Here is a 20,889-nt window from a genome sequence, read left to right on the forward strand (position 1 = left end):
GGTTCCGCCCCTAATCCCGGCGTGGCACCAAGCACCGACGAGAGCCCGACCATGGCCCAACCTTCCGCAACCCCCGCCGCCGGCGCCTACACCCACGCCGGGGCGTCCCACCGCGCCGGCTACCTGGCGGCCATTGGCACCGTGGCGATCTGGACCGGCTTCATCCTGGTCTCGCGCCTGGGCGGCAAGAGCGCCCTGACCGGCTTCGACATCCTGGCCCTGCGCCTGGGCACGGCGGCGCTGCTGCTGTTCCTCTTCGCCGCCCGGCTGCCGGCCGAGGCCTGGGCCAACAAGCGCCTGTGGATTCTGGCCGGCATCGGCGGCGTTGGCTTTGGCGTGCTGGCCTATTCCGGCTTCAAGAGCGTGCCGGCGGCCCACGGGGCGATCCTCATTCCCGGCATGCAGCCCTTTCTGGCGGCGGTGCTGTCCTGGTGGCTGGCCGGTGAGAAGCCCTCGGCGCCGCGCATGGCGGGCTACGCCTGCATCGCCGCCGGGGTGAGCCTGGTAGCGGTGCCGATCCTCTCGGGCAACTCGGCCAACTGGTCTCCGGCCATGCTTGCCGGCGACGGGCTGGTGTTCGCCGCGTCCCTGACCTGGGCGGTGTTCGGCATGCTGGCCAAGCGCTGGGGGTTCGAGCCCTGGCTGCTGACCCGCTTCATCGCCATCGGCTCGGCCATCCTTTACCTGCCGGTGTACGTCCTGTTCCTGCCCAAGGCCCTCGATGCGGTGCCTTGGTCCACCCTGGTGGTCCAGGCCCTCTACCAGGGGATCGGTCCGGCCATTCTGGCCATGGTGCTGTACCTGCGGGCGGTGTCGATCCTCGGTCCCTCCCGGGTGGCGGCCCTGATCGCCCTGGTGCCGGTGCTGGCCGGCCTGCTGGCGGTGCCCTTGCTCGACGAGCCGCTTACCGTCTGGCTCGCCGCCGGCCTCCTGTCCGTGTCCCTCGGCGCCTTCCTGGCCTCCCGGCCCCTGCCGACCCCCGCCCCGGTCGCCGGGACGACCCCCGCCTCGGCCCGGGCCTGAGGGGCGGGCAGCGCCCGAAATCCCTTTCTTTTTCCCACCACTCCTACCCTGCGAGAACGACCATGCCCTACGTCAATATCAAGATCACCAACGAGAACGTCACCCCGGAAAAGAAGGCGGCCCTGATTGCCGGCGCCACCAAGCTGCTGCAGGACGTGATGGGCAAGAACCCGGCCACCACGGTGGTGGTGATCGACGAGGTGAATACCGACAACTGGGGCATCGGCGGCGAGACCGTCACGGTGCGCCGGCAGCGCGGCCAGTAGTTTTCCCCTTGCCTGGGCAACAGCAACGCCCCGCATGTCGGGGCGTTGCTGTTTGTGGTGCGGCGGATTTGGGGGTTTTGTGAGGTGGGTGGCTGGAAGGCCGCGCCAGTCATAGATCTTCAAGGTGGTGTCGCCAAGATCAAGCATTGGCGCGGCTTTCCATGCGGCATGCCTGGAACTCGGCTACTGGCGCGGAGTTTGGCTCGGTGCCATTACAGATCGGCCCCCGCGTGACGATCTCCGGGGCGGCGGGCCGTGCCGGGGGCGAGTTGCCAGAAGATTGCCGCCGACAGGGTGGTCATGACGCCCATGACGACGAAGGTGGCCTGGAAGGCCTGGCGGGGTGCGTCGTGGCCCGTCGCGGCGAACAGGTCGGAGAATATGTCGAGGATGGCGCCGGCGCAGGCCACCCCCATGCTCATCGCCAGCATCATCACCATCGACAGCAGGCTGTTGCCGCTGCTCGCCAGGGTGCTGTCCAGGTCCTTGAGGGTGACCGTGTTCATGGCGGTGAACTGGGCCGAGTTGGCCATGCCGAAGATGACCAGCTGCACCAAACGCAGCCAGGTGGGCTGCTCCGGCGAAATCCAGGCGAAGCTGGCCATGGCGATGCCGAGCAGGAAGGTGTTGACCACCAGCACACGGCGATAGCCGAGGCGGTGGATGAGGGGCGTGATCAGGCGCTTGGTGAAAATGCCCGCCAGGGCGACGGGAATGAGCATCAGGCCGGACTGGCTCGGGCTGTAATCGAGGCTGATCTGGAGCAGCAGCGGCACCAGGTAGGGCATGCTGCCGCTGCCCAGCCGGGCAAACAGGTTGCCGAGCAAGCCAACGCTGAAGGTGGGCACGTGGAACAGCCGGGGGGGAAAGAGTGGCTGGGCCTGGCGGGGGGCGCGTAGCCAGTAGGTGGTGAGGGCGGCAAAACCGGCCACCAGCATTACCAGCACGGTGGCGCGGCGCATGCCCAGTTCCGACACCCCGTCCAGGGCCAGTGACACCAGCACCATGCCCAGGGCGAGCAGCAGGTAGCCGGGCAGGTCGAAGCGATCCGGCGAGCGCCCCTGGCTGTCGGGCATCACCGCCAGGGTGGCAAAAAAACCGACCAGGCCGACGGGCACGTTGATGAGAAAGATCCAGTGCCAGGACACCGCTTCGGCCAGCCAGCCGCCCAGGGGCGGGCCGAGCAAGGGGCCGATCAGGCCGGGCATGGTGACGAAGCTCATGGCCGGCAGGAAGCGCTCGCCGGGAAAGGCGCGCAGCACGGCCAGCCGGCCCACCGGCAGGAGCAAGGCCCCGCCCAGGCCCTGGATCACCCGGGCCGCCACCAATAGGGGAAGGTTCTGCGCCAGGGCGCACAGCAGCGATCCGGCCACGAACAGCACGATGGCGCCGAGAAAGGTCCGCCGCGTGCCGAAACGGTCGGCCAGCCAGCCCGAGGCGGGAATCAGCATGGCCATGGTCAGGGCGTAGGAAATCACCACCGACTGCATGCGCAGCGGGCTTTCCCCCAGGCTGACCGCCATGGCCGGCAGCGCCGTGTTGACGATGGTGGCGTCCAGGGTCTGCATGAAAAAACCGATGGCCACCAGCCAGAGGAGCAGACGCGAGGCGTGGTGAGGTGGGGTGGCGGGAGAGGTCATGGGCGGCATGGTGCGAGTGGAGATGCCCCGATGGCGGCGTGCGGTACAGGCAAGCCCGGAGGGACCGAGACGTTTCATGGGACCGTGGGGCAGGTGCCGGGTTCGACGTCTCGCGGGTCTGCAACGTCCCCAAATGAAAAATCCCCCAGGCAATGAACCGGGGGGATTGGCGTGACGCGGAGGTCGACCTAAGCCTGGAATGCCGGCTGTTGGCGGCTTACCACAGCTTCCACCAGGGTTCCTTGCGGTCCAGGCCTCGCGCGTAATAGACGCTGTTGGGGAAGTTCTTCTTCATGATCCGCTCGGCGTCGTCGCGCAGATCGTTCATGCCCATGTTGTCGTAGCCCTTGACCATTATGAACAGGGCTTCCTCGGTGATCGGTGCTTCCGGATAGTTGATCACCGCCGACTGGGCCCGGTTGACCGCCGCCAGATAAGCACCACGCTTCATGTAGTAGCGGGCGACATGGACCTCGTTGGAGGCCATGGCGTTTACCAGATAGCGCATGCGCAGCACCGCATCCTTGGAGTACTTGCTCTCGGGGAAGCGGGTGACCAGCTGGCGGTAGGTGTCGAAGGCCTCACGCATGCCCTTGGGGTCGCGCTCGGTCTCGTCCTGCATGCTGACGTAAGCCATCACGCCCAGGTCGTCGTTGAAGTTGGCTAGCCCCTTCAGGTAATACATGTAATCGACGTTGGGGTGGCTGGGGTGCAGCTTGATGAAGCGGTCGCAGGCGGCGATGGCGGATGCCTGCTCGCCGGTCTTGAAGTACGCGTAGGCGACCTCGATCTGGGCTTGCTGGGCGTAGCGGCCGTAGGGGTAGCGGGCTTCGAGCTTTTCGAACAGCTTGATGGCCTTGTCCCAGGCGCCGTCAGCCATGGAGTCCTTGGCTTCGCTATAGAGCTTGTTGGCCGACCAGCCAAGGGTTTCGTCCTTGACCTCGGGGAGCAGGCCGCAACCGGCCGTCAGGCTCGCCACGGCAACCAGGGCGATAGCCGCCATCCGGGCCAGGGGTTTTGTCGTTACACTCCGGGCCATGTGTTCCACGCGTTCCACTAAATTGAGCCTTTCCGAGAATTCCCGAGTACCGGCGACCGTCGATGCGGTCGAAACCGGCCAGCCGATTGATGATCGCGGCGATTATAGCGCAGCCAATGGCGCTGCCCCGTTCATTGCCGAGGATGACGATGATGCGCTGGAGCCGGACGATGGGGGGCTGTTCCCGCCCGTCGCCGCCGCTCGCAACCTTGCTCCGGCTGCCCCGTTGGTGATTCCGGCGGAATGCGCCGGGCTGCGTCTCGATCAAGCCTTGGCCAAGATGCTGCCCCAGCATTCCCGCGCCCGCCTGCAAGGCTGGATCCGCGATGGACTGGTCAGCCTGGACGGTGCGCCGGTGAGCGAGCCCAAGCGCAAGGTGCGCAGCGGCGAGACGGTGCTGCTGGCCGAGGTGCCTCTGCCCGAACAGCAGGCCTTTGCCGCCGAGGCGATCGCCCTCGATGTGGTGTTCGAAGACGAGCATCTGCTGGTGATCAACAAGCCGGCCGGTCTGGTGGTCCATCCCGCCGCCGGCAACTGGAGCGGCACCTTGCTCAACGCTCTGCTGTACCGCTATCCCGGCGCCGCCCTGTTGCCCCGGGCCGGGATTGTCCATCGCCTGGACAAAGACACCTCCGGATTGATGGTGGTGGCGAAAACCCTGGAGGCCCAGACCGATCTGGTGCGCCAACTGCAGGCCCGCACGGTCAAGCGCCAGTATGCCGCCTTGGCCAAGGGGGGCATCGCCGGCGGTGGCACGGTCAATGCGCCAATCGGCCGCCACCCTAGCCAGCGCATCAAGATGGCGGTGGTGCCTGGGGGAAAGCCGGCGGTGACCCATTACCGGGTGGTCGAGCAGCTCCCCGGGGCGACCTTGGTCGAGTGTTCTCTGGAAACCGGGCGGACCCACCAGATCCGCGTCCATCTGGCCCATATCGGTCATCCCCTGGTGGGAGACCCGGTTTATGGCAGCGGCCAGGGCAAGGCCGTCCTGCCGGCGGCGGCCCTGGCCTTCCCCCGTCAGGCCCTGCACGCCTGGCGCCTGGGTTTGCTCCACCCGGCCAGCGGCCAGGCCCAGGCGTGGGAAGCGCCGCTCCCCGATGATTTTTCCCAGCTGCTGGAGGCGCTTCGTGGCAACGACAAAACCTGATCTGGCAACCTCGTCTGGCGGGAATCCCCTCGATCTGCTGGTTCCGGACTGGCCCGCCCCGCCTGGCGTGCGAGCCTTTCAGACAACCCGGGAGGGTGGTGTCAGCCTGCCGCCCTTTACCAGTCTCAACCTGGGGGACCACGTGGAGGACGATCCGGCGGCGGTAGCGGCCAACCGGGGCCGGATCGAAGCCCTGCTACCGGCCAAACCCCTGTGGCTAAAGCAGGTCCATGGCATCCGCGTCGCCGATGCCGGACGCGATGTTCCCGGGTGCGAGGCGGACGCCGTGGTGGCGCGTACCCGGGAGGCGGTGGCGGTGATCATGACCGCCGATTGTCTGCCGGTACTGTTCTGCAATACCGCCGGCAGTGTGGTGGCGGCGGCCCATGCTGGCTGGCGTGGCTTGGCCGGTGGGGTGCTGGAAGCTACCCTGGCGGCCATGGCGGTGCGCCCCAGCGAGGTGTTGGCCTGGTTGGGGCCGGCCATCGGCCCCCGAGCATTTGAGGTGGGAGATGAGGTGCGAAGGGCGTTCGTTGCCCAGCATGCCCGGGCGGCTGCCGCGTTCCACCCGCTGCTCGGCAGCGACGACGCCCCTGTGCCGGGCAAATGGCTGGCCGATATCTACGCCCTGGCGCGTCTGCGCCTGGCATCCGCCGGGGTGGAGCAGGTGTTTGGCGGTGCCTGGTGCACCCATTCCCAGAGCGATCGTTTCTTTTCCTACCGGCGCGAGGCCCGCACCGGGCGCATGGGCAGCTTCATCTGGCTGACGTAAGCAGGTAAGGGTCAGAGAGCGGCAAGCATGGGGGGTATAATCGCCCCCTTTTGCTTTTGACCCCTACCATGTCTCCCCTGGGCTGGATTCTTACCCTGAGCTTTGCCGGTGGCGTTCTGTCGGTGATCGCGGCGGCTCTCATCGGCCTCGGGACGCGGGCGTCTGCGGTTCCCCACCTGATTTCCTACGCCATCGGGGCCCTGCTGGGCGCCGTTTTCCTGGAAATCCTGCCCCACGCCATCGAGAATGCGCAGAACGTGCACAATCTGGCGGCCACCGTGCTGGGCGGCATCCTGCTGTTCTTCATTCTGGAAAAACTGGTGCTGTGGCGCCATTGTCATGGCCATGCCACCGGCCACGACTGCGAGGCCCACGAGCCGGCACTCGCCTCCCACGGTCATGGCCATGACCACGGCCGTTCGGGCCTGCTGATCCTGATCGGCGACACCTTTCACAATTTCGTCGATGGCATCCTGATTGCTGCGGCTTTTCTGGAAAACCCGTCGGTAGGCCTGGTCACGGCCTTCGCCATCATCGCCCACGAGATTCCCCAGGAGCTGGGTGATTTCGTCGTGCTGATCCACTCCGGTTACAGCCGCACCAAGGCGTTGCTGTTCAACGTCCTGTCCGGGGTGGCGACCATGATCGGCGCCCTGCTTGCCTACTACGCCCTGTCGTCGGTCCAGGAGTGGGTTCCGTCCCTGCTGGCCCTGGCGGCAGCGAGCATGCTCTATGTGGCGGTGGCCGACCTCATCCCCGGCTTGCACCGTCGGCCGGAGATCAAGGCCACCGTGCAGCAGGTGCTATTGATCGGCGCGGGCATCGGTTCCATTGCCTTGGTGCGCATCTTCGTCGACCACGGCTGAGACCCGGCGGCGGGCGGGGTAGCCCTGCCCAGCGCTGCGTTGCAGACTGCTCGCCCCAAGACGCCACTGCAACATTCGCCCCACCGGCCCGCCTTCGGGCCGGTCCTTCTTTTGGTCGAGTGCAGCTGCCTGGCTGGAAAGAGGTCAGGCCCTCAGGCCCGATCCTCCGTGGTCTCGTCTGGAGTGGGGGCTTGGGCCGTCCGCTCGGCCATCATTTCCTGGTAGCGGCGGCGTTGCCGGCGTACCTTGCTGCCGGCGAAATACAGGATCAGGCCGCAGGGGAGGGCACCGAAGAGCAGGAAGGTCATGATGCCGCCAACCACGCTGGGTTCGGTGAAAGCAGCCAGGGTGGCGACGTACAGCCATCCGATGACGATGATGAGGGTGACAGGCATCCGCGGACAGTCGGTGTGATCGGTGGAAAATGAGCCCGGGACATGGGCGGGGGACGCAAGGTCGAATGGTGTGTGTGCGCCGGGCCAATGAATGATTATAGCCGCCCCGGTTGCCCCGTCCGTGGCTCCAGTTGTGGCTTCCGGCCTTTTGTCTCGTTTTCCGGACGATTCCCATTGACACGCTTCGGGGCGGCTATGCAGAATGAAAATCCTGCCCCGCACCACCGTGCGGGCCATCTGCCGGAGCGTACCGATGTTCAAAGGGCCGGAAGGTTTCTCGTTTTCCATGCCGCAGTTTCTCCAGTGGAGCCAGACGGCAACGCAGCAATTGCAGGCCCTGCTGGCGTCCCAATCGACAGGGGGGGCTGAAGGTGCGGGGGCTCCTCCCCGCTGGCCCGAGGCCGAAGCGCTGACGGCCTTGCAGAAAGAACACCTGGAACGCCACGGGCGTCTGTGGCAATCCATGCTGGCGGCTTCCGCCGGCAAACCCGAGGAAGCACCCTACCGGGTCGAGCCTGAGCCTGGCGACCGGCGCTTTGCAGCGCCCGAATGGGCGGAAAGCCCAATCTTCGATTATCTGCGCCAGGCTTATCTGCTCAATGCCCGTTATGTCCGCGAGCTGGTTGAACTGGTGCCGACCGAGGATGAGAAGGCCAAGAACAAGTTGCGTTTTCTGGCGCGCCAGTACGCCGACGCCCTGGCCCCGTCCAACTTTGCCGCCACTAATCCGGAATTCGTCAAGCAGGCGTTGGCCACCAAGGGAGCCAGCATCACCACCGGCATCCAGAACCTGATTGCCGATCTGGAGAAGGGGCGGATCTCGATGACCGACGAGTCGGTCTTCGAGGTGGGCAAGAACATCGCCACCAGCGAGGGCAGTGTCGTCTTCGAGAACGAGCTGATCCAGCTGATCCAGTACAAGCCCCTGACCGCCAAGGTGGCCAAGCGGCCCTTGCTGATCGTGCCGCCCTGCATCAACAAGTACTACATCCTCGACCTGCAGCCGGACAACTCCCTGGTGCGCTTCGCCGTCGAGCAGGGCCACACGGTCTTCCTCGTTTCCTGGCGCAATCCCAAGGCCGAGCTGGGGCACTACTCGTGGAACGACTATCTGGAGCAAGGCCCCATCGCCGCGATCGGCGCGGTGCGCGATATCGCCAAGGTGCGGGAATTCAACGTGCTCGGCTTCTGCGTCGGTGGCACCCTGCTGACGTCGGCCCTGGCCGTGCTCAAGGCCCGGGGTGAAAATCCGGCCACGTCGCTGACCCTGCTCACCACCTTCCTCGACTTCTCCGATACCGGGGACCTGGCCCACTTCGTGGACGACCGGCTGATCTCCACCTGGGAGGCCACCATCGGCCGCGGTGGCCTGCTTTCTGCCCGGGAGCTGTCCACCACCTTCTCGGCCCTGCGTCCCAACGACCTGATCTGGAACTACGTCGCCAACAACTACCTGAAGGGGCAGAAACCGGCGGCCTTCGACTTGCTCTACTGGAACAGCGATTCCACCAACCTGCCGGGTCCCATGGCCTGCTGGTACCTGCGCAACATGTACCGGGACAACGCCCTGCGCGTGCCTGGCAAGCTGGAGATGTGCGGGGTCAAGGTGGACTTGGCCAAGCTCGACATGCCGGTCTATCTCCTGGCGACCCGGGAGGATCACATCGTCCCCTGGCAGTCGGCTTTTCAGAGCACCCGCTTGCTGGCCGGGCCGAAGCGCTTCGTGTTGGGGGCGTCGGGTCACATCGCCGGGGTTGTCAACCCGGCGTCAAAAAACAAGCGTAGCTTCTGGAAGAACGACGATCTTAGCGCTGACGCTCAGGGTTGGCTGGCCGGTGCCACTGAGTACAAGGGCAGTTGGTGGCTCGACTGGGCTGCCTGGCTGGAAGACTTCAAGGGGGGCGAAAAGGCCGCACCGAAAAAGGCTGGCGGCAACGGCTACGCCGAGATCGAGCCGGCGCCTGGACGCTATGTGAAGGAAAAAGCCTAGCCGGTCGTACGGTGCGGTTCGGGCCGCTACTTGGTGGCGCCGCTGGCTTGGTGCCGGCAGGGCATGCAGTATCGAAGGTTCCCCCAAGGAGCCTGGAAAAGAAGTAACGAAGACGGGATGAACCTACAACCAAGGAAGGAAATGTAATGACGCAACGCATCGCACTTGTCACCGGCGCCATGGGCGGGATCGGCTCGGCGGTTTGCCAGGAACTGGCGAAGGCGGGCTACAAGGTGGCGGCGAACTACCACCCGCAGTTCGACAATCCGGACGAGTGGCTCAAGGAACAGGCCGAGGCCGGGTTCAAGGATTTCGTGCCGGTGGCCGGCGACGTGTCCGACTATGAGTCGTGCAAGGCCATGGTGGCCGAGGTGGAAGCCAAGCTGGGCCCGGTGGACATCCTGGTGAACAACGCCGGCATCACCCGGGACAAGTTCTTCGCCAAGATGGAAAAGGGCCAGTGGGATGCGGTGATCAACACCAACCTGAACAGCCTGTTCAACGTCACCCACCAGGTGTCGGCGAAGATGGCCGAGCGGGGCTGGGGCCGGATCATCAACATTTCCTCGGTCAATGGTGTCAAGGGCCAGGCCGGCCAGTCCAACTACTCGGCCGCCAAGGCCGGCGTGATCGGCTTCACCAAGGCCCTGGCCCAGGAACTGGCGGCCAAGGGCGTGACGGTCAATGCCATCGCCCCGGGCTACATCGCCACCAAGATGGTCATGGCCATCAAGCCGGAAATCCTCCAGACCATCGTCGATTCCGTGCCGATGAAGCGCCTGGGCAAGCCCGAGGAAATCGGCGGCCTGTGTGCCTATCTGGCCTCCGACATGGCCGGCTTCGTCACCGGCGCCACCATCAACATCAACGGCGGGCTGTACTACCAGTAAGCCTGTCGATGTGTTTTTGCTGTACCGCAAAAGTCCCGCTCCGGCGGGGCTTTTGCTTTGTGTATAATTCGTTAATCACGCTGGTCGCGCTGATCGACCTGAAAACGGTCGGCTTCCTGACGTCATCTGCCGCCTTTTGCGCGGTGGCCGCCGGAATGTCGATGGGCCTTCGCCCCGGGTTCGTCACCGCCTGATTCTTCCTCCCCCTCCCGGAGCCCGCCTAATGTCGGACCAGACTCGACTGATCAAGAAGTACCCCAACCGGCGTCTCTACGACACCAAGACCAGTGCCTACATTACCCTGGCCGACGTCAAGGATCTGGTGCTGCGCTTCGAGGAATTCAAGGTGGTGGATGCCAAGGCCGGCGACGACCTGACCCGCAGCATCCTGCTGCAGATCATCCTGGAAGAGGAAACCGGCGGTGTGCCGATCTTCTCCACCGAACTGCTGGCCCAGATGATTCGCTTCTATGGCAACTCCATGCAGGCGATGCTGAGCAAGTACCTGGAAACCAACATGAAGGCTTTTGTCGATTTCCAGGGCAAGGTGCAGGAACAGTCGCGCTCGATGTACGGCGACAACAACCAGATGCAGTCCGACATGTGGGCCCAGTTCCTCAATTTCCAGGGCCCGGCCATGCAGAGCATGATGTCGGCCTACATGGACCAGAGCAAGAAGATGTTCCACCAGATGCAGGCGCAGATCGAGAGCCAGACGCGGAACATGTTTACCGGTGGCTTTCCGTTTCCCGGCACCCCTGGTGCATCGGGTGCTCCCGCCGCCGGCAACACTCCGGGCAACAAGCCCGATGGCAAGAAAACCGAAAAAGCAGGATAGAACGTGAGCAACGAGCAGAATTCCGGCATCATCATTCCGGCCGGCGCGGCACCCCGCGTCGGCTTTGTTTCTCTTGGCTGCCCCAAGGCGGGTAGCGACGCGGAACAGATCCTTACCAAGCTGCGCGCCGAGGGCTACGAGATTGCCCCGACCTACGACGGCGCCGACCTGGTGATCGTCAACACCTGCGGCTTCATCGACGCGGCGGTGGAAGAGTCCCTGGACGCCATCGGCGAGGCCCTGTCCGAAAACGGCAAGGTGATCGTCACCGGCTGTCTCGGCGCCAAGGGCGACATCGTCCAGACCACCCACCCGTCGGTGCTGGCGGTGACCGGCCCCCACGCTGCCGACGAAGTGATGGGCCACGTGCACACCCACCTGCCCAAGCCCCACGATCCCTACGTGGATCTGGTTCCTCCGGCCGGTGTGCGCCTGACCCCGGACCACTTCGCCTACCTGAAGATTTCCGAGGGCTGCAACCACAGCTGCACCTTCTGCATCATCCCATCCCTGCGCGGCCCTCTGGTGTCGCGCCCGATCGGCGACGTGTTGAAGGAAGCCGAGGCCCTGGCCGAATCCGGGGTCAAGGAGCTGCTGATCATCTCCCAGGACACCAGCGCCTACGGCGTCGATGTGAAGTACCGCACCGGCTTCTGGGGTGGCCGCCCGGTCAAGACCCGCCTCAAGGAACTGTGCGAGGCCCTGGGCGAACTGGGCATCTGGGTACGCCTGCACTACGTGTACCCATACCCCAGCGTGGACGATCTGATTCCGCTGATGGCCGAGGGCAAGATCCTGCCCTACCTGGACATCCCCTTCCAGCATGCCAGCCCGCGCATCCTCAAGGCCATGCGCCGCCCGGCCTCGGCCGAGAACGTGCTGGAGCGCATCGCCAAGTGGCGTTCGATCTGCCCGGACATCACCATCCGCTCCACCTTCATCACCGGCTTCCCCGGCGAGACCGACGAGGACTTCGAGCAATTGCTCCAGTTCCTGGAAACCGCCCGCCTCGACCGGGTCGGCTGCTTCCCCTATTCGCCGGTGGAGGGCGCCGAGGCCAACGAGCTGGCCGGCCTGCCGCCCCTGGAAGTGCGCGAGGAGCGCCGCCAGGTGCTGATGGAAGTCCAGGCCGACATCTCCGCCGAAAAGCTGGCGGCCAAGATCGACCGGGAAATGACCGTGCTGGTGGATGCGGTGGACGACGACGGCACCCTGGCCCGCTCCGCCGGCGAGGCGCCGGAAATCGACGGCCTGGTGATCCTGGACGGCTTCCACGACGCTGAGCCCGGCGACTTCATTCAGGTGCGCATCGTCGACTCCGACGAACACGACCTGTACGCCGAGCCTATTTAAGCGGCCCCCCGCTATGGGAGTGCTCCGGTGCCTACTGCGTACCGGACATCTCCCCGAGGCACTGCCCGGAACTCCGCGCCAGTCGTGGCTTTCCGGGCAGTGCCTTTTTTTACGTCCCGATTTTTTCGAGTGCAATCGCCCGCGGGTAACGTCAGCGGTGCGCTGCCCAGATCCTCTCCCCGCCTTGCGCGAGCTGTGGCACGATGGTCGGCATGAACGCCCCGGTTTTGTCTTCCTCTGCGCCGCCCCTGGGCGACTCGCCCCGCAGCGCTACCCGGCCGCGCATCGGCGTGGCCCTGGGCTCCGGTTCCGCCCGGGGTTGGTCCCATATCGGCGTGCTGCATGCCCTGGACGAGGCCGGTCTGTCGCCCGACGTCATCTGCGGCACCTCCATCGGTGCCTTCGTCGGGGCGGCGGCAGCCTCCGGCGAGCTGGTCAAGCTCGAGCACTGGGTCCGCTCCCTGACCTGGAAGGGTGTGCTCGGCTTTTTCGATGTGTCCCTTACCGGTGGGCTGCTCAAGGGCGAGAAGATCATCCAGTTCTTCTCCGAACATTTCATCGACCGGGATATCCATACCTTGCCGGTGGCTTTCGCCTGCGTTGCCACCGACCTCGCCAACGGCCGGGAAATCTGGTTCCGCGACGGCAGCGTCGCCGATGCAGTCCGGGCCTCGATGGCCTTGCCGGGCCTGTTCGCCCCCAAGTACCACAACGGCCGCTGGCTGGTGGACGGGGGGCTGGTCAACCCGGTGCCGGTCTCCCTGTGTAGGGCTTTGGGCGCCGATATCGTCGTGGCGGTGGATCTGGGGGCGGACCGGGTCGGCCCCCAGTACCGCAACGTGATGAGCCAGCTCAGTCCCCGGGTCCCCGGCGGTTCCCTGGGCCAGCGCCTGACCACGGCGGTTCGCCAGTGGATGGGCCGGGGCGAGCGTGAGGAGTCGGACAGCCCGGTGCCAGCCTCGTCCCTGCCGCCACCCCAGCCGCCCTTGCTCGACGTGCTGTCGCTGTCGATCAACATCATGCAGTCGCGCATCGCCAGTAGCCGCCTGGCCGGCGAGCCCGCCGACCTGGTGGTGGTGCCGCGCCTGCACAACCTGGGCTTGATGGACTACCACCGCGGTGCCGAGGCCATCGACACCGGCCGCGACGCCATGCACCGCATGCTGCCGATGTTGCGCGAATCGATTGAGAGCTACGTATGAACGATCAAGACTTCCTCGCCGCCCTGGCGGCCGTCGTCGGCCCGACCCAGGTGCTCACCGACCCGGCCGACACGGCGCCTTATCTCACCGACTGGCGCGGTCGCTACACCGGGACTGCCCGGGCGGTAGTGCGCCCCGGCTCTACCGGTGAGGTCGCCGACATCGCCAAGCTGTGCACCGTCCATGGCGTGGCCATGGTGCCCCAGGGCGGCAATACCGGCCTGTGCGGTGGCGCCACGCCGGATTCGAGCGGCGCCGCCCTGGTGGTGAACCTCTCGCGCATGAACCGCATCCGCCGCATCGACCCGGCCAACCTGGCCCTGGTGGCCGAGGCCGGCTGCACCCTGGCCAGCATCCAGGAGGCGGCCCGGGAGGCGGGTTGCCTGTTCCCCCTGTCCCTAGCGTCGGAAGGTACCTGCGAGATCGGCGGCAACCTGTCCACCAACGCCGGCGGCGTCCAGGTGCTGCGCTACGGCAACACCCGTGAACTGACCCTGGGCCTGGAGGTGGTGCTGCCCGACGGGCGTATCTGGAACGGCCTGCGTGCCCTCCGCAAGGACAACACCGGTTACGACCTGAAGCACCTGTTCGTCGGCGCCGAGGGCACCCTGGGCTTCATCACCGCTGCTGCCCTCAAGCTCTTCCCCCTGCCGCGGGCTGCCGTCACCACCTGGCTGGCGGTGCCCGACCCGGCGGCGGCGGTGCGCCTTCTCTCCCGCGCCCAGCAGCGTCTGGGCGCCCGGGTGACGGCCTTCGAACTGGTGTCCCGGGTCTGCCTGGAGCTGGTACTGCGCCACATCCCCAATACCCGGGATCCCCTGGCGGAGTCCAGCTCCAGCCCCTGGTACGTGCTCCTGGAAGCCAGCGACGGCGGCAGCGAAGAGGCCCTCATGGCCGAGGTCGAGGCCCTGCTCGAAGCGGCCCTGGAGGCCGGCGAGGCCAGCGACGGGGCGATCGCCCAGAGCGGCGACCAGGCCCGCCAGCTGTGGGCCCTGCGCGAAAACATCTCGGAGGCCCAGAAAATCGACGGGATCAGCATCAAGCACGACATCTCGCTGCCGGTGTCGGCCATCCCGGGCTTTCTCGACGCCGCCGGCGAGGAACTGGCCCGGGCCTTTCCCGGGGTGCGCATCGTCGCCTTCGGCCACTTGGGGGACGGCAACCTGCACTACAACCTGTCCAAGCCCGAGGCTCAGGCCAACGCCGTGTTCATCGACAGCCAGCCCGAGGCCAACCGGCTGGTGCACGACCGGGTGGTGGCCCTGGAAGGCTCCATCTCCGCCGAGCACGGCCTGGGGCAGTTGAAGCGCGAGGAAATCCGCCGCTACAAGTCCGCGGTGGAACTGGACCTGATGCGGGCAGTGAAGGCAGCCATCGACCCGGCCGGCCTGATGAATCCGGGCAAGGTGCTCTAGCTCTGACCCATCGGGTGTGGCGGGAGGGGCGACACTCGCGGCCATCGTCGGCTCGTCTGGCCGGGCTAGCGCCCGGCTACGTGGCCGATTCCACACAATTCCGGCTCAGTGCTCCTTGCCGTCGATGCGCGGGCGGAACAGGAAGGGGACGTAGCGCCAGCCCAGCAGGGCGAAGGCGCTGGCCCAGCACAGGGCGGCCAGGTGGATCCAGTGGGCATAGGCCGCCGGGTACAGCTGGGGCGCCACCAGGCGCAGCATGAAACCGAGGATCATTACCCACAGCACGGCCTTGTCGGCCCGGGCGAACACCACCTTGCGCCCGGTGTGGCCCTGGCAGATACGCACCAGCATGGCCGGAATGATCAGGCCCATGGCGCCGAAGGTGAACACGTGCACCGACACCGTGCCGATCCAGGCTACCGGATAGGCCACGGCGACGAACTCGATGAGTAGCTGGGCGGCGATGGCCAGGTAGCCCAGGTACATCACCCCCACATCGAGGCGGCGCAACCCCAGTTGGGGTTTCCACAGGAAAAAACGGGTCAGCAGCAACGCGGCCAGGATCAGGGCGATGCCGGCGACCAGGGCCGGCGGCAGCAGGCCGGCCGCTACCAGAACGAGGCCCAGGCCCTTGATCGGCAGGTCGAGCCAGGCATGGCGCGGCAGCACGACTTGGAAGGCGCCCTTCATGAAAGCGGTCATGGTCCGTTCCAGCATCACCAGAAAGGCCATCCGGAACAGGCCCAGGGCGATGGTCACCCCGAGGGCGAAGGTGTCGGTCCCGAGCATCAGGTTCTTGGCCACCAGGAAAAGGGGCAGCACCACCAGGAAGAAACCGTTGTCCTTGTAGCTGTCGGTCTTGCGGTGGCGCACCAGGGTCGCTACCAGCATGGCGACGATGGAGACCAGGAACAGATTGTTGGCGAGCAGGAACAGGGGGCGCGGCCAGGCGCCGGCGAACCACATACCCAGTCGTTCGAACAGCCAGGCGGCCACCAGCCAGATCAGGGCGGCGCCGTGGTAGCCGCGCACATTGACCCAGTTTTTGGTCGAGGTGAGGAGAAAGCCTCCCAGCACGGCCCAGCCAAAACCGAAGAACATCTCGTGGGCGTGCCACTGGATGAGGGAAAAGGGCCCGGACGGCCCCGTCATTTCGCCGCTGAACAGGGCGGCCCAGAGCAGCGGCAGAACCACGCCGGCCAGGCAGGCCAGCGTGAAGAAGGGGCGGAAGCCAACGAGCCAGAGCGGGTGGGCGGACAACTTCATGAGGGTTCTCGACGGGCGATGACGGTGTTGGCGCTAGCTTGCCTCGATGCCCCGGACCATGGCTTTGATCTGCCCGGGTTTTCCGTGGCGGCGGAAGTGGGAGGGCATTGAGGAATCCTAGCTGCTTATACGTTGAATCGAATTTTTATAAAGGTTTAATTTCTTTCGGCGATAAACCGCCGTCACTACACTCAACCGGGTCTTCATTCGGCCATCGCGGCCCGGGCTGGGAGGCCCTTACCCGTCATGCGAGCTCTCATCGTTGGTGGTGATCATGTCGAACCGACCCGTCGTGCACTTGAGGCCCGGGGCTACCACGACATCGTGCATTGGACCGGACGTAAGACCTCGGACCTGACCCGGCCGTTTCCCGCCAGGGTCGAGCACATGGTGATCGTGCTCGACTACATCAACCACAACCTGGCCAAGCGCATGAAGAAGCTGGCCCGGGAGCACGCCATCCAGGTGGATTACGTGCGGCGCAAGGGTGTGGCAGTCACCCATTGACCGCGGGCGGCCCCGGTTTTCCGGATTGTCAGCCATCTGTCATGGCCATGTAGCACTGGCGGGTAACAGTATGACCCATCCCCGGTGCACCGTTCAGGTCGCCGGGCTTTTTGGGGAGAGCACCATGATGGCAGCCGCGTGCAGTGCCAAGGGCATGTTGGGCGAAGGATGCGAGGAATGCGTGGATAACTATCTGACCCGGGTCGGGGCCTCCCGCATCGGGCTGGAAACCGGGCGGGCCTTCCATTGCATCGTCCATGAGCTCGACGAAATCGAGCGGGAAGCCAGCCGGTTCTATCGGCGCACCGGCTGGATGGCCCTGTGGGTGGTGGCCGGCGTGTTGTCGGTAGGGCTGCTGGGCGCCACCGGCAACCTCTGAGACCGGCAACCGGGGTCAGTGACGGGGCGCCTGGCCGGCCGCGTCGAACAGGGCGGCCACGTCGTCGGCGGTGAAGGTATAGGTGTGGTTGCAGATGTCGTCGTGGATTTCCACCACGCCGTGGCTGGCCAGCACTGCTTCCACCTCGTCCCGGCCCAGGCCGAGCAGCATATCGGCGACCTTGTCCCGGTTGTAGGGGCAGTAGTAGGTCACGCCCCGGGGCGGATAGACCCGCACCGTCTCCTCGGCGAACAGGCGGCCGAGCAGCACTTCGGGAGCCAGGCCGAGCAGCTCGTCGTCACGCACCGTGGACGCCAGGTGGGTGACCCGGTCCCAGCCATCCGCATCGATGTTTTCCCGGGCCACCCCGCCCTCGCTGGGCATGCGCTGGAGGAAGAGCAGGGCGCAGGCGCCGTCATTGACCGCCAGCCACAGGCGGGTCGGCTGCTGGTCGGATTGGGCGATGAAGTGCTCGAATACCTGGGTCAGGGTATCGCCTTCCAGGGGAACCAGGCTCTGGTAGGGATGGCGGGCGGTCTCCAGATCCAGGGAGAGCAGGATCTGGCCGTCGCCCAACTGGGCCGGCACCGGCCCGGCAGGAACCTCGCCCTCGCTGCGTGCCATGCCCTTGAGGCGTAGTTGATCGTCGCAATCCACCACCAGCATCGAGACCGGGCCGTCGCCGCGCATCTGCAAGGTCAGCCGACCCATCTGCTTGAGCTGGGAGGCGATCAAGGTGGTGACCAGGGTGACCTGGCCGAGCAGCAGGGAAACCGGTTCGCTGTAGTTGCGCTGGATCTGCAGGGCCTGCCAGGCGGGCCCCAGGTGGATCAACGCCCCACGGATATCGAGGTGGTCGAAGAGAAAACGGACGATGTAATCGCTATCCAGGCTGCCGACGCTGCCTGCAGGCACGGCAGGAGTATCGGGGCGGTGGTCGGACGTGGTCACGGAGTTTCCTTTCAGGGACGTCATCGACGTTAGTTGCCGGGAGCGAAGGTGCGGGCATAGACCTCGGGGTCGAAGCCTACCAACAGCTCGCCACCCACTTCGACCACCGGGCGCTTGATCATGCTCGGCTGTTCGGCCATCAGGGCCAGGGCGGCAGCCTCGTCCACGTCGGCGCGGCGCTCTTCCGGCAGCTTCTTCCAGGTCAGGCCCTTGCGGTTGAGCAGGGTTTCCCAACCGGCTTTGGCCGCCCATTCAGGCAGGCGGCCTGCAGCCACGCCGGCCTTCTTGTAATCGACGAATTCGTAATCGACCCCATGGTCGGTCAGCCAGGTCATGGCCTTCTTCATGGTGTCGCAGTTCTTGATGCCGTAAACCTTGATCATGGCGGTGCTCGCAGTGCGGTGCCGGCCGGGGCCGGGGAAGGAGGGCGATGATAGCAGGGCGGCCTGCCGCCGGCACGGGCGGCAAGGCTATGAAAAAGCCCACGGGCTGGCGGGGCCAGGCCGTGGGCTGGGGGAGGGGCGTTGCCGGATCAGCGCTTGAGCTTGGCGAAGGCGGCGGCCATGGCGGAGCCGCCCAGGTCGGTCCCTCCGGAACTCCGCGCCCCTTGGGCGTTTCCACGATGGCTGCCCTGAGAGCCGCGCGGATTCTGGCTTCCACGGGGGGCATCGCTGCGCGCCCCGTCCCGCTTGCCTTCCCGGGGCAGCTCGTCGTCCATGCGCATGGTGAGGGCGATACGTTGGCGCTGGATGTCGACTTCGAGCACCTTCACCTTGACGATGTCGCCGGCCTTGACCACCTCCCGCGGGTCCTTGACGAACTTGTTGGAGAGGGCCGAGACGTGCACCAGGCCGTCCTGGTGTACGCCGATGTCCACGAAGGCGCCGAAGGCGGCCACGTTGGTCACCACGCCTTCGAGGATCATGCCCGGACGCAGGTCCTTCAGGTCTTCCACGCCGTCGGCGAAGCTGGCGGTCTTGAACTCGGGGCGCGGGTCGCGGCCGGGTTTTTCCAGTTCCTTGAGGATGTCCTGGACAGTGGGCAGGCCGAATTTCTCGTCGGTGTACTTGGTCGGGGAGAGGCCCTTCACCACTTGGGAATTGCCCACCACCTCCTTGATGCCGCGCTTGATGTCGGCCAGGATCTTTTCCACCACCGGATAGGCTTCCGGGTGCACCGCCGAAGCATCCAGGGGGTTGGCGCCGTTCATGATGCGCAGGAAACCGGCGGCCTGCTCGAAGGTCTTTTCGCCTAAACGCGGCACTTCCAACAGGGCCTTGCGGTCGCTGAAGGCGCCGTGGCTGTCCCGGTAGGAGACGATGTTGGCGGCCAGGGCCGCGTTGAGGCCGGAGATGCGGGTGAGCAGGGGCACCGAGGCGGTGTTCACGTCCACGCCCACGGCGTTCACGCAGTCTTCCACCACCGCGTCCAGGCTCCTGGCCAGCTTGCTTTGCGACACGTCGTGCTGGTACTGGCCGACACCGATGGACTTGGGCTCGATCTTGACCAGCTCGGCCAGGGGATCCTGCAGGCGGCGGGCGATGGATACGGCGCCGCGCAGGGAGACGTCCAGATCGGGGAATTCCCGGGCGGCGAATTCGGAGGCGGAATACACCGAGGCGCCGGCTTCGGACACCACGATCTTGGTCAGCTTGAGTTCCGGGGCCAGCTTCATCAGGTCGGCCACCAACTTGTCGGTTTCGCGGCTGGCGGTGCCGTTGCCGATGGCCACTACCTCGATCTTGCAGCGCTGGCAGATGGCGCCCAGGGTGGCCAGGCTGCCGTTCCAGTCGCGGCGCGGCTCGTGGGGGTAGATGGTGGCGGTTTCCAGCAGCTTGCCAGTGGCGTCCACCGCGGCGACCTTGACCCCGGTGCGGATGCCCGGGTCCAGGCCCAGGGTGGCGCGGGGGCCGGCGGGGGCGGCGAGCAGCAGGTCCTTGAGGTTCTGGGCGAAGACGCGGATGGCTTCTTCCTCGGCCCGTTCGCGCAGCTCGTTCATCAACTCCAGTTCCAGGTGCAGGAAGATCTTGATCTTCCAGGCCCAGCGTACCGTGTCGAGCAACCACTTGTCGGCGGCGCGGCCCTGGTCCTTGACGTTGAAGCGCAGGGCGATGCGGCCCTCGCAGGGGTTGCCGGTGGCGGGCTTCTCTTCGTCGAGCTCGGTGTCGAGCTTGAGCGCTACCTGCAGCACACCCTCGTTGCGACCGCGAAACAGGGCCAGGGCACGGTGCGAGGGCACGGCGGCAATCGGCTCGGAGTAGTCGAAGTAGTCGCGGAACTTGGCGCCCTCGGTTTCCTTGCCTTCGACCACGGTGGAAACGACCACGCCGTGGTCGTTCAGGTATTCGCGCAACTGGCCGAGCAGGGCGGCGTCTTCGGCGAACTGCTCCATGAGGATCTGCCGGGCGCCGTCGAGCGCCGCCTTGGTGTCGGCAACGCCGGCCTCGGCGTTGAGATACTTGGCAGCCTCGGTTTCCGGCGTCAGGGTCGGGTCGGCCAGCAGGGCGTCGGCCAGGGGCTGAAGGCCCGCTTCCCGGGCGATCTGGGCCTTGGTGCGGCGCTTGGGCTTGTAGGGCAGGTAGAGGTCTTCGAGGCGCTGCTTGGTCTCGGCGGCGAGCACCTCGGCCTTCAGTTCCGGGGTCAGTTTCCCCTGCTCGTCGATGGAGGCGACGATCGCGGTGCGGCGCTCTTCCAGCTCGCGCAGGTAGCCCAAGCGCTCTTCCAGCGTGCGCAGCTGGGTGTCGTCGAGCCCGCCGGTGACTTCCTTACGGTAGCGGGCGATGAAGGGCACGGTGGCGCCTTCGTCGAGCAGGTTGACGGCGGAGATGACCTGGGCGGCCTTGACGCCGAGTTCCTCGGCAATGCGGTGTTCGATGGCAGGCAGCATGTATGACGGAAAAGAGTGGGGGCAAATGCAAAACGGAGGCGGCACTATGGCCAAAACTCGCCG

General features: G+C 66.0%; 20 protein-coding genes. 13 read left to right on the forward strand and 7 right to left on the reverse strand.

What is annotated here, in order from left to right; all coding sequences use genetic code 11:
* Positions 1–51: 51 nt before the first annotated feature.
* Together OTERR_RS06220 and OTERR_RS06225 are read left to right on the forward strand one after the other, a co-directional pair.
* A complete protein-coding gene (locus tag OTERR_RS06220; protein ID WP_149425166.1) occupies positions 52–1,023 on the forward strand; it encodes a DMT family transporter in 972 nt (323 codons plus the stop codon).
* A 62-nt stretch (positions 1,024–1,085) separates the two neighbouring features.
* Positions 1,086–1,289, forward strand: coding sequence for a tautomerase family protein (locus OTERR_RS06225; protein ID WP_054622523.1), 204 nt, complete (start codon positions 1,086–1,088; stop codon positions 1,287–1,289).
* 212 nt (positions 1,290–1,501) lie between these two features.
* Here OTERR_RS06225 and mdtD read toward each other — a convergent pair whose 3' ends face one another.
* Together mdtD and OTERR_RS06235 are read right to left on the reverse strand one after the other, a co-directional pair.
* Positions 1,502–2,929, reverse strand: coding sequence for a multidrug transporter subunit MdtD (gene mdtD / locus OTERR_RS06230; protein ID WP_149425167.1), 1,428 nt, complete (start codon positions 2,927–2,929; stop codon positions 1,502–1,504).
* Positions 2,930–3,146: 217 nt separating this feature from the next.
* Positions 3,147–3,968, reverse strand: coding sequence for an outer membrane protein assembly factor BamD (locus tag OTERR_RS06235; RefSeq protein WP_054622545.1), 822 nt, complete (start codon positions 3,966–3,968; stop codon positions 3,147–3,149).
* 280 nt (positions 3,969–4,248) lie between these two features.
* Between OTERR_RS06235 and rluD the strand changes: the two genes are divergently transcribed.
* The 3 genes from rluD to OTERR_RS06250 all read left to right on the forward strand — a co-directional run bounded on the left by rluD (position 4,249) and on the right by OTERR_RS06250 (position 6,753).
* Positions 4,249–5,115, forward strand: coding sequence for a 23S rRNA pseudouridine(1911/1915/1917) synthase RluD (gene rluD / locus OTERR_RS06240; protein WP_246154467.1), 867 nt, complete (start codon positions 4,249–4,251; stop codon positions 5,113–5,115).
* A complete protein-coding gene (gene pgeF, locus OTERR_RS06245) occupies positions 5,096–5,887 on the forward strand; it encodes a peptidoglycan editing factor PgeF (protein WP_246154360.1) in 792 nt (263 codons plus the stop codon). The genes rluD and pgeF overlap by 20 nt, the downstream gene beginning before the upstream one ends.
* A gap of 68 nt (positions 5,888–5,955) precedes the next feature.
* The gene (locus tag OTERR_RS06250; protein ID WP_054622525.1) at positions 5,956–6,753 is read left to right on the forward strand and encodes a ZIP family metal transporter; all 798 of its coding nucleotides are present in this window, start codon (positions 5,956–5,958) and stop codon (positions 6,751–6,753) included.
* Positions 6,754–6,905: 152 nt separating this feature from the next.
* Here the strand turns inward: OTERR_RS06250 and OTERR_RS06255 are convergent, their stop codons facing one another.
* A complete protein-coding gene (locus OTERR_RS06255; protein WP_149425170.1) occupies positions 6,906–7,148 on the reverse strand; it encodes a hypothetical protein in 243 nt (80 codons plus the stop codon).
* Between the two features lie 286 nt (positions 7,149–7,434).
* Here OTERR_RS06255 and phaC point away from each other — a divergent pair, with 286 nt between their 5' ends.
* The 6 genes from phaC (at position 7,435) to OTERR_RS06285 (ending at position 14,836) form a co-directional block, all read left to right on the forward strand.
* Positions 7,435–9,138: a class I poly(R)-hydroxyalkanoic acid synthase gene (phaC, locus tag OTERR_RS06260; protein WP_425466031.1), complete on the forward strand. Its 1,704-nt coding sequence runs from the start codon at positions 7,435–7,437 to the stop codon at positions 9,136–9,138.
* Between the two features lie 146 nt (positions 9,139–9,284).
* Complete coding sequence (phbB, locus tag OTERR_RS06265) at positions 9,285–10,028, forward strand: beta-ketoacyl-ACP reductase (protein ID WP_149425171.1); 744 nt, start codon at positions 9,285–9,287, stop codon at positions 10,026–10,028.
* A 223-nt stretch (positions 10,029–10,251) separates the two neighbouring features.
* Positions 10,252–10,866 carry a polyhydroxyalkanoate synthesis repressor PhaR gene (gene phaR, locus OTERR_RS06270; protein WP_054620537.1) on the forward strand — a complete coding sequence of 205 codons (615 nt, stop codon included), beginning with the start codon at positions 10,252–10,254 and terminating at the stop codon, positions 10,864–10,866.
* A 3-nt stretch (positions 10,867–10,869) separates the two neighbouring features.
* A complete protein-coding gene (gene rimO / locus OTERR_RS06275) occupies positions 10,870–12,219 on the forward strand; it encodes a 30S ribosomal protein S12 methylthiotransferase RimO (protein ID WP_246154365.1) in 1,350 nt (449 codons plus the stop codon).
* A gap of 212 nt (positions 12,220–12,431) precedes the next feature.
* Positions 12,432–13,421 (forward strand): patatin-like phospholipase family protein, encoded by a 990-nt coding sequence (locus OTERR_RS06280; RefSeq protein ID WP_149425172.1) that lies wholly within the window; start codon positions 12,432–12,434, stop codon positions 13,419–13,421.
* On the forward strand, positions 13,418–14,836 hold the full coding sequence (locus OTERR_RS06285) for an FAD-binding oxidoreductase (protein ID WP_149425173.1): 1,419 nt from the start codon (positions 13,418–13,420) through the stop codon (positions 14,834–14,836). The genes OTERR_RS06280 and OTERR_RS06285 overlap by 4 nt, the downstream gene beginning before the upstream one ends.
* A 105-nt stretch (positions 14,837–14,941) precedes the next feature.
* On the opposite strand, the gene OTERR_RS06290 is transcribed toward OTERR_RS06285, so the two are convergent.
* Complete coding sequence (locus OTERR_RS06290; protein WP_149425174.1) at positions 14,942–16,102, reverse strand: NnrS family protein; 1,161 nt, start codon at positions 16,100–16,102, stop codon at positions 14,942–14,944.
* A 246-nt stretch (positions 16,103–16,348) separates the two neighbouring features.
* On the opposite strand from OTERR_RS06290, the gene OTERR_RS06295 reads away from it, so the two are divergent.
* Positions 16,349–16,609 carry a DUF2325 domain-containing protein gene (locus OTERR_RS06295; RefSeq protein WP_082396677.1) on the forward strand — a complete coding sequence of 87 codons (261 nt, stop codon included), beginning with the start codon at positions 16,349–16,351 and terminating at the stop codon, positions 16,607–16,609.
* Between the two features lie 124 nt (positions 16,610–16,733).
* Positions 16,734–16,988 (forward strand): hypothetical protein, encoded by a 255-nt coding sequence (locus OTERR_RS06300; RefSeq protein WP_054620540.1) that lies wholly within the window; start codon positions 16,734–16,736, stop codon positions 16,986–16,988.
* A 15-nt stretch (positions 16,989–17,003) separates the two neighbouring features.
* Here the strand turns inward: OTERR_RS06300 and hslO are convergent, their stop codons facing one another.
* The 3 genes from hslO to OTERR_RS06315 form a co-directional block, all read right to left on the reverse strand.
* Positions 17,004–17,939, reverse strand: coding sequence for an Hsp33 family molecular chaperone HslO (hslO, locus tag OTERR_RS06305; protein WP_246154368.1), 936 nt, complete (start codon positions 17,937–17,939; stop codon positions 17,004–17,006).
* Positions 17,940–17,968: 29 nt separating this feature from the next.
* Positions 17,969–18,322: an ArsC family reductase gene (locus OTERR_RS06310; RefSeq protein WP_149425176.1), complete on the reverse strand. Its 354-nt coding sequence runs from the start codon at positions 18,320–18,322 to the stop codon at positions 17,969–17,971.
* A 149-nt stretch (positions 18,323–18,471) separates the two neighbouring features.
* Entirely contained in the window at positions 18,472–20,826 is a 2,355-nt protein-coding gene (locus OTERR_RS06315) for a Tex family protein (RefSeq protein ID WP_149425177.1), read from the reverse strand.
* Between the last annotated feature and the right edge of the window lie 63 nt (positions 20,827–20,889).

The organism is Oryzomicrobium terrae (genome assembly GCF_008274805.1).
In the GTDB taxonomy this organism is placed as follows: Bacteria; Pseudomonadota; Gammaproteobacteria; order Burkholderiales; family Rhodocyclaceae; genus Oryzomicrobium; species Oryzomicrobium terrae.

Coding starts and splice junctions, on each gene's coding strand:
- phaR (WP_054620537.1), top strand. CDS start 10,252: ATGTCGGACCAGACTCGACTGATCAAGAAGTACCCCAACCGGCGTCTC.
- rluD (WP_246154467.1), top strand. CDS start 4,249: ATGCTGCCCCAGCATTCCCGCGCCCGCCTGCAAGGCTGGATCCGCGAT.
- OTERR_RS06235 (WP_054622545.1), bottom strand. CDS start 3,968: ATGGCCCGGAGTGTAACGACAAAACCCCTGGCCCGGATGGCGGCTATC.
- OTERR_RS06220 (WP_149425166.1), top strand. CDS start 52: ATGGCCCAACCTTCCGCAACCCCCGCCGCCGGCGCCTACACCCACGCC.
- OTERR_RS06255 (WP_149425170.1), bottom strand. CDS start 7,148: ATGCCTGTCACCCTCATCATCGTCATCGGATGGCTGTACGTCGCCACC.
- OTERR_RS06300 (WP_054620540.1), top strand. CDS start 16,734: ATGATGGCAGCCGCGTGCAGTGCCAAGGGCATGTTGGGCGAAGGATGC.
- mdtD (WP_149425167.1), bottom strand. CDS start 2,929: ATGACCTCTCCCGCCACCCCACCTCACCACGCCTCGCGTCTGCTCCTC.
- phaC (WP_425466031.1), top strand. CDS start 7,435: ATGCCGCAGTTTCTCCAGTGGAGCCAGACGGCAACGCAGCAATTGCAG.
- OTERR_RS06295 (WP_082396677.1), top strand. CDS start 16,349: ATGCGAGCTCTCATCGTTGGTGGTGATCATGTCGAACCGACCCGTCGT.
- OTERR_RS06225 (WP_054622523.1), top strand. CDS start 1,086: ATGCCCTACGTCAATATCAAGATCACCAACGAGAACGTCACCCCGGAA.
- OTERR_RS06250 (WP_054622525.1), top strand. CDS start 5,956: ATGTCTCCCCTGGGCTGGATTCTTACCCTGAGCTTTGCCGGTGGCGTT.
- OTERR_RS06280 (WP_149425172.1), top strand. CDS start 12,432: ATGAACGCCCCGGTTTTGTCTTCCTCTGCGCCGCCCCTGGGCGACTCG.
- OTERR_RS06315 (WP_149425177.1), bottom strand. CDS start 20,826: ATGCTGCCTGCCATCGAACACCGCATTGCCGAGGAACTCGGCGTCAAG.
- OTERR_RS06290 (WP_149425174.1), bottom strand. CDS start 16,102: ATGAAGTTGTCCGCCCACCCGCTCTGGCTCGTTGGCTTCCGCCCCTTC.
- phbB (WP_149425171.1), top strand. CDS start 9,285: ATGACGCAACGCATCGCACTTGTCACCGGCGCCATGGGCGGGATCGGC.
- OTERR_RS06310 (WP_149425176.1), bottom strand. CDS start 18,322: ATGATCAAGGTTTACGGCATCAAGAACTGCGACACCATGAAGAAGGCC.
- OTERR_RS06285 (WP_149425173.1), top strand. CDS start 13,418: ATGAACGATCAAGACTTCCTCGCCGCCCTGGCGGCCGTCGTCGGCCCG.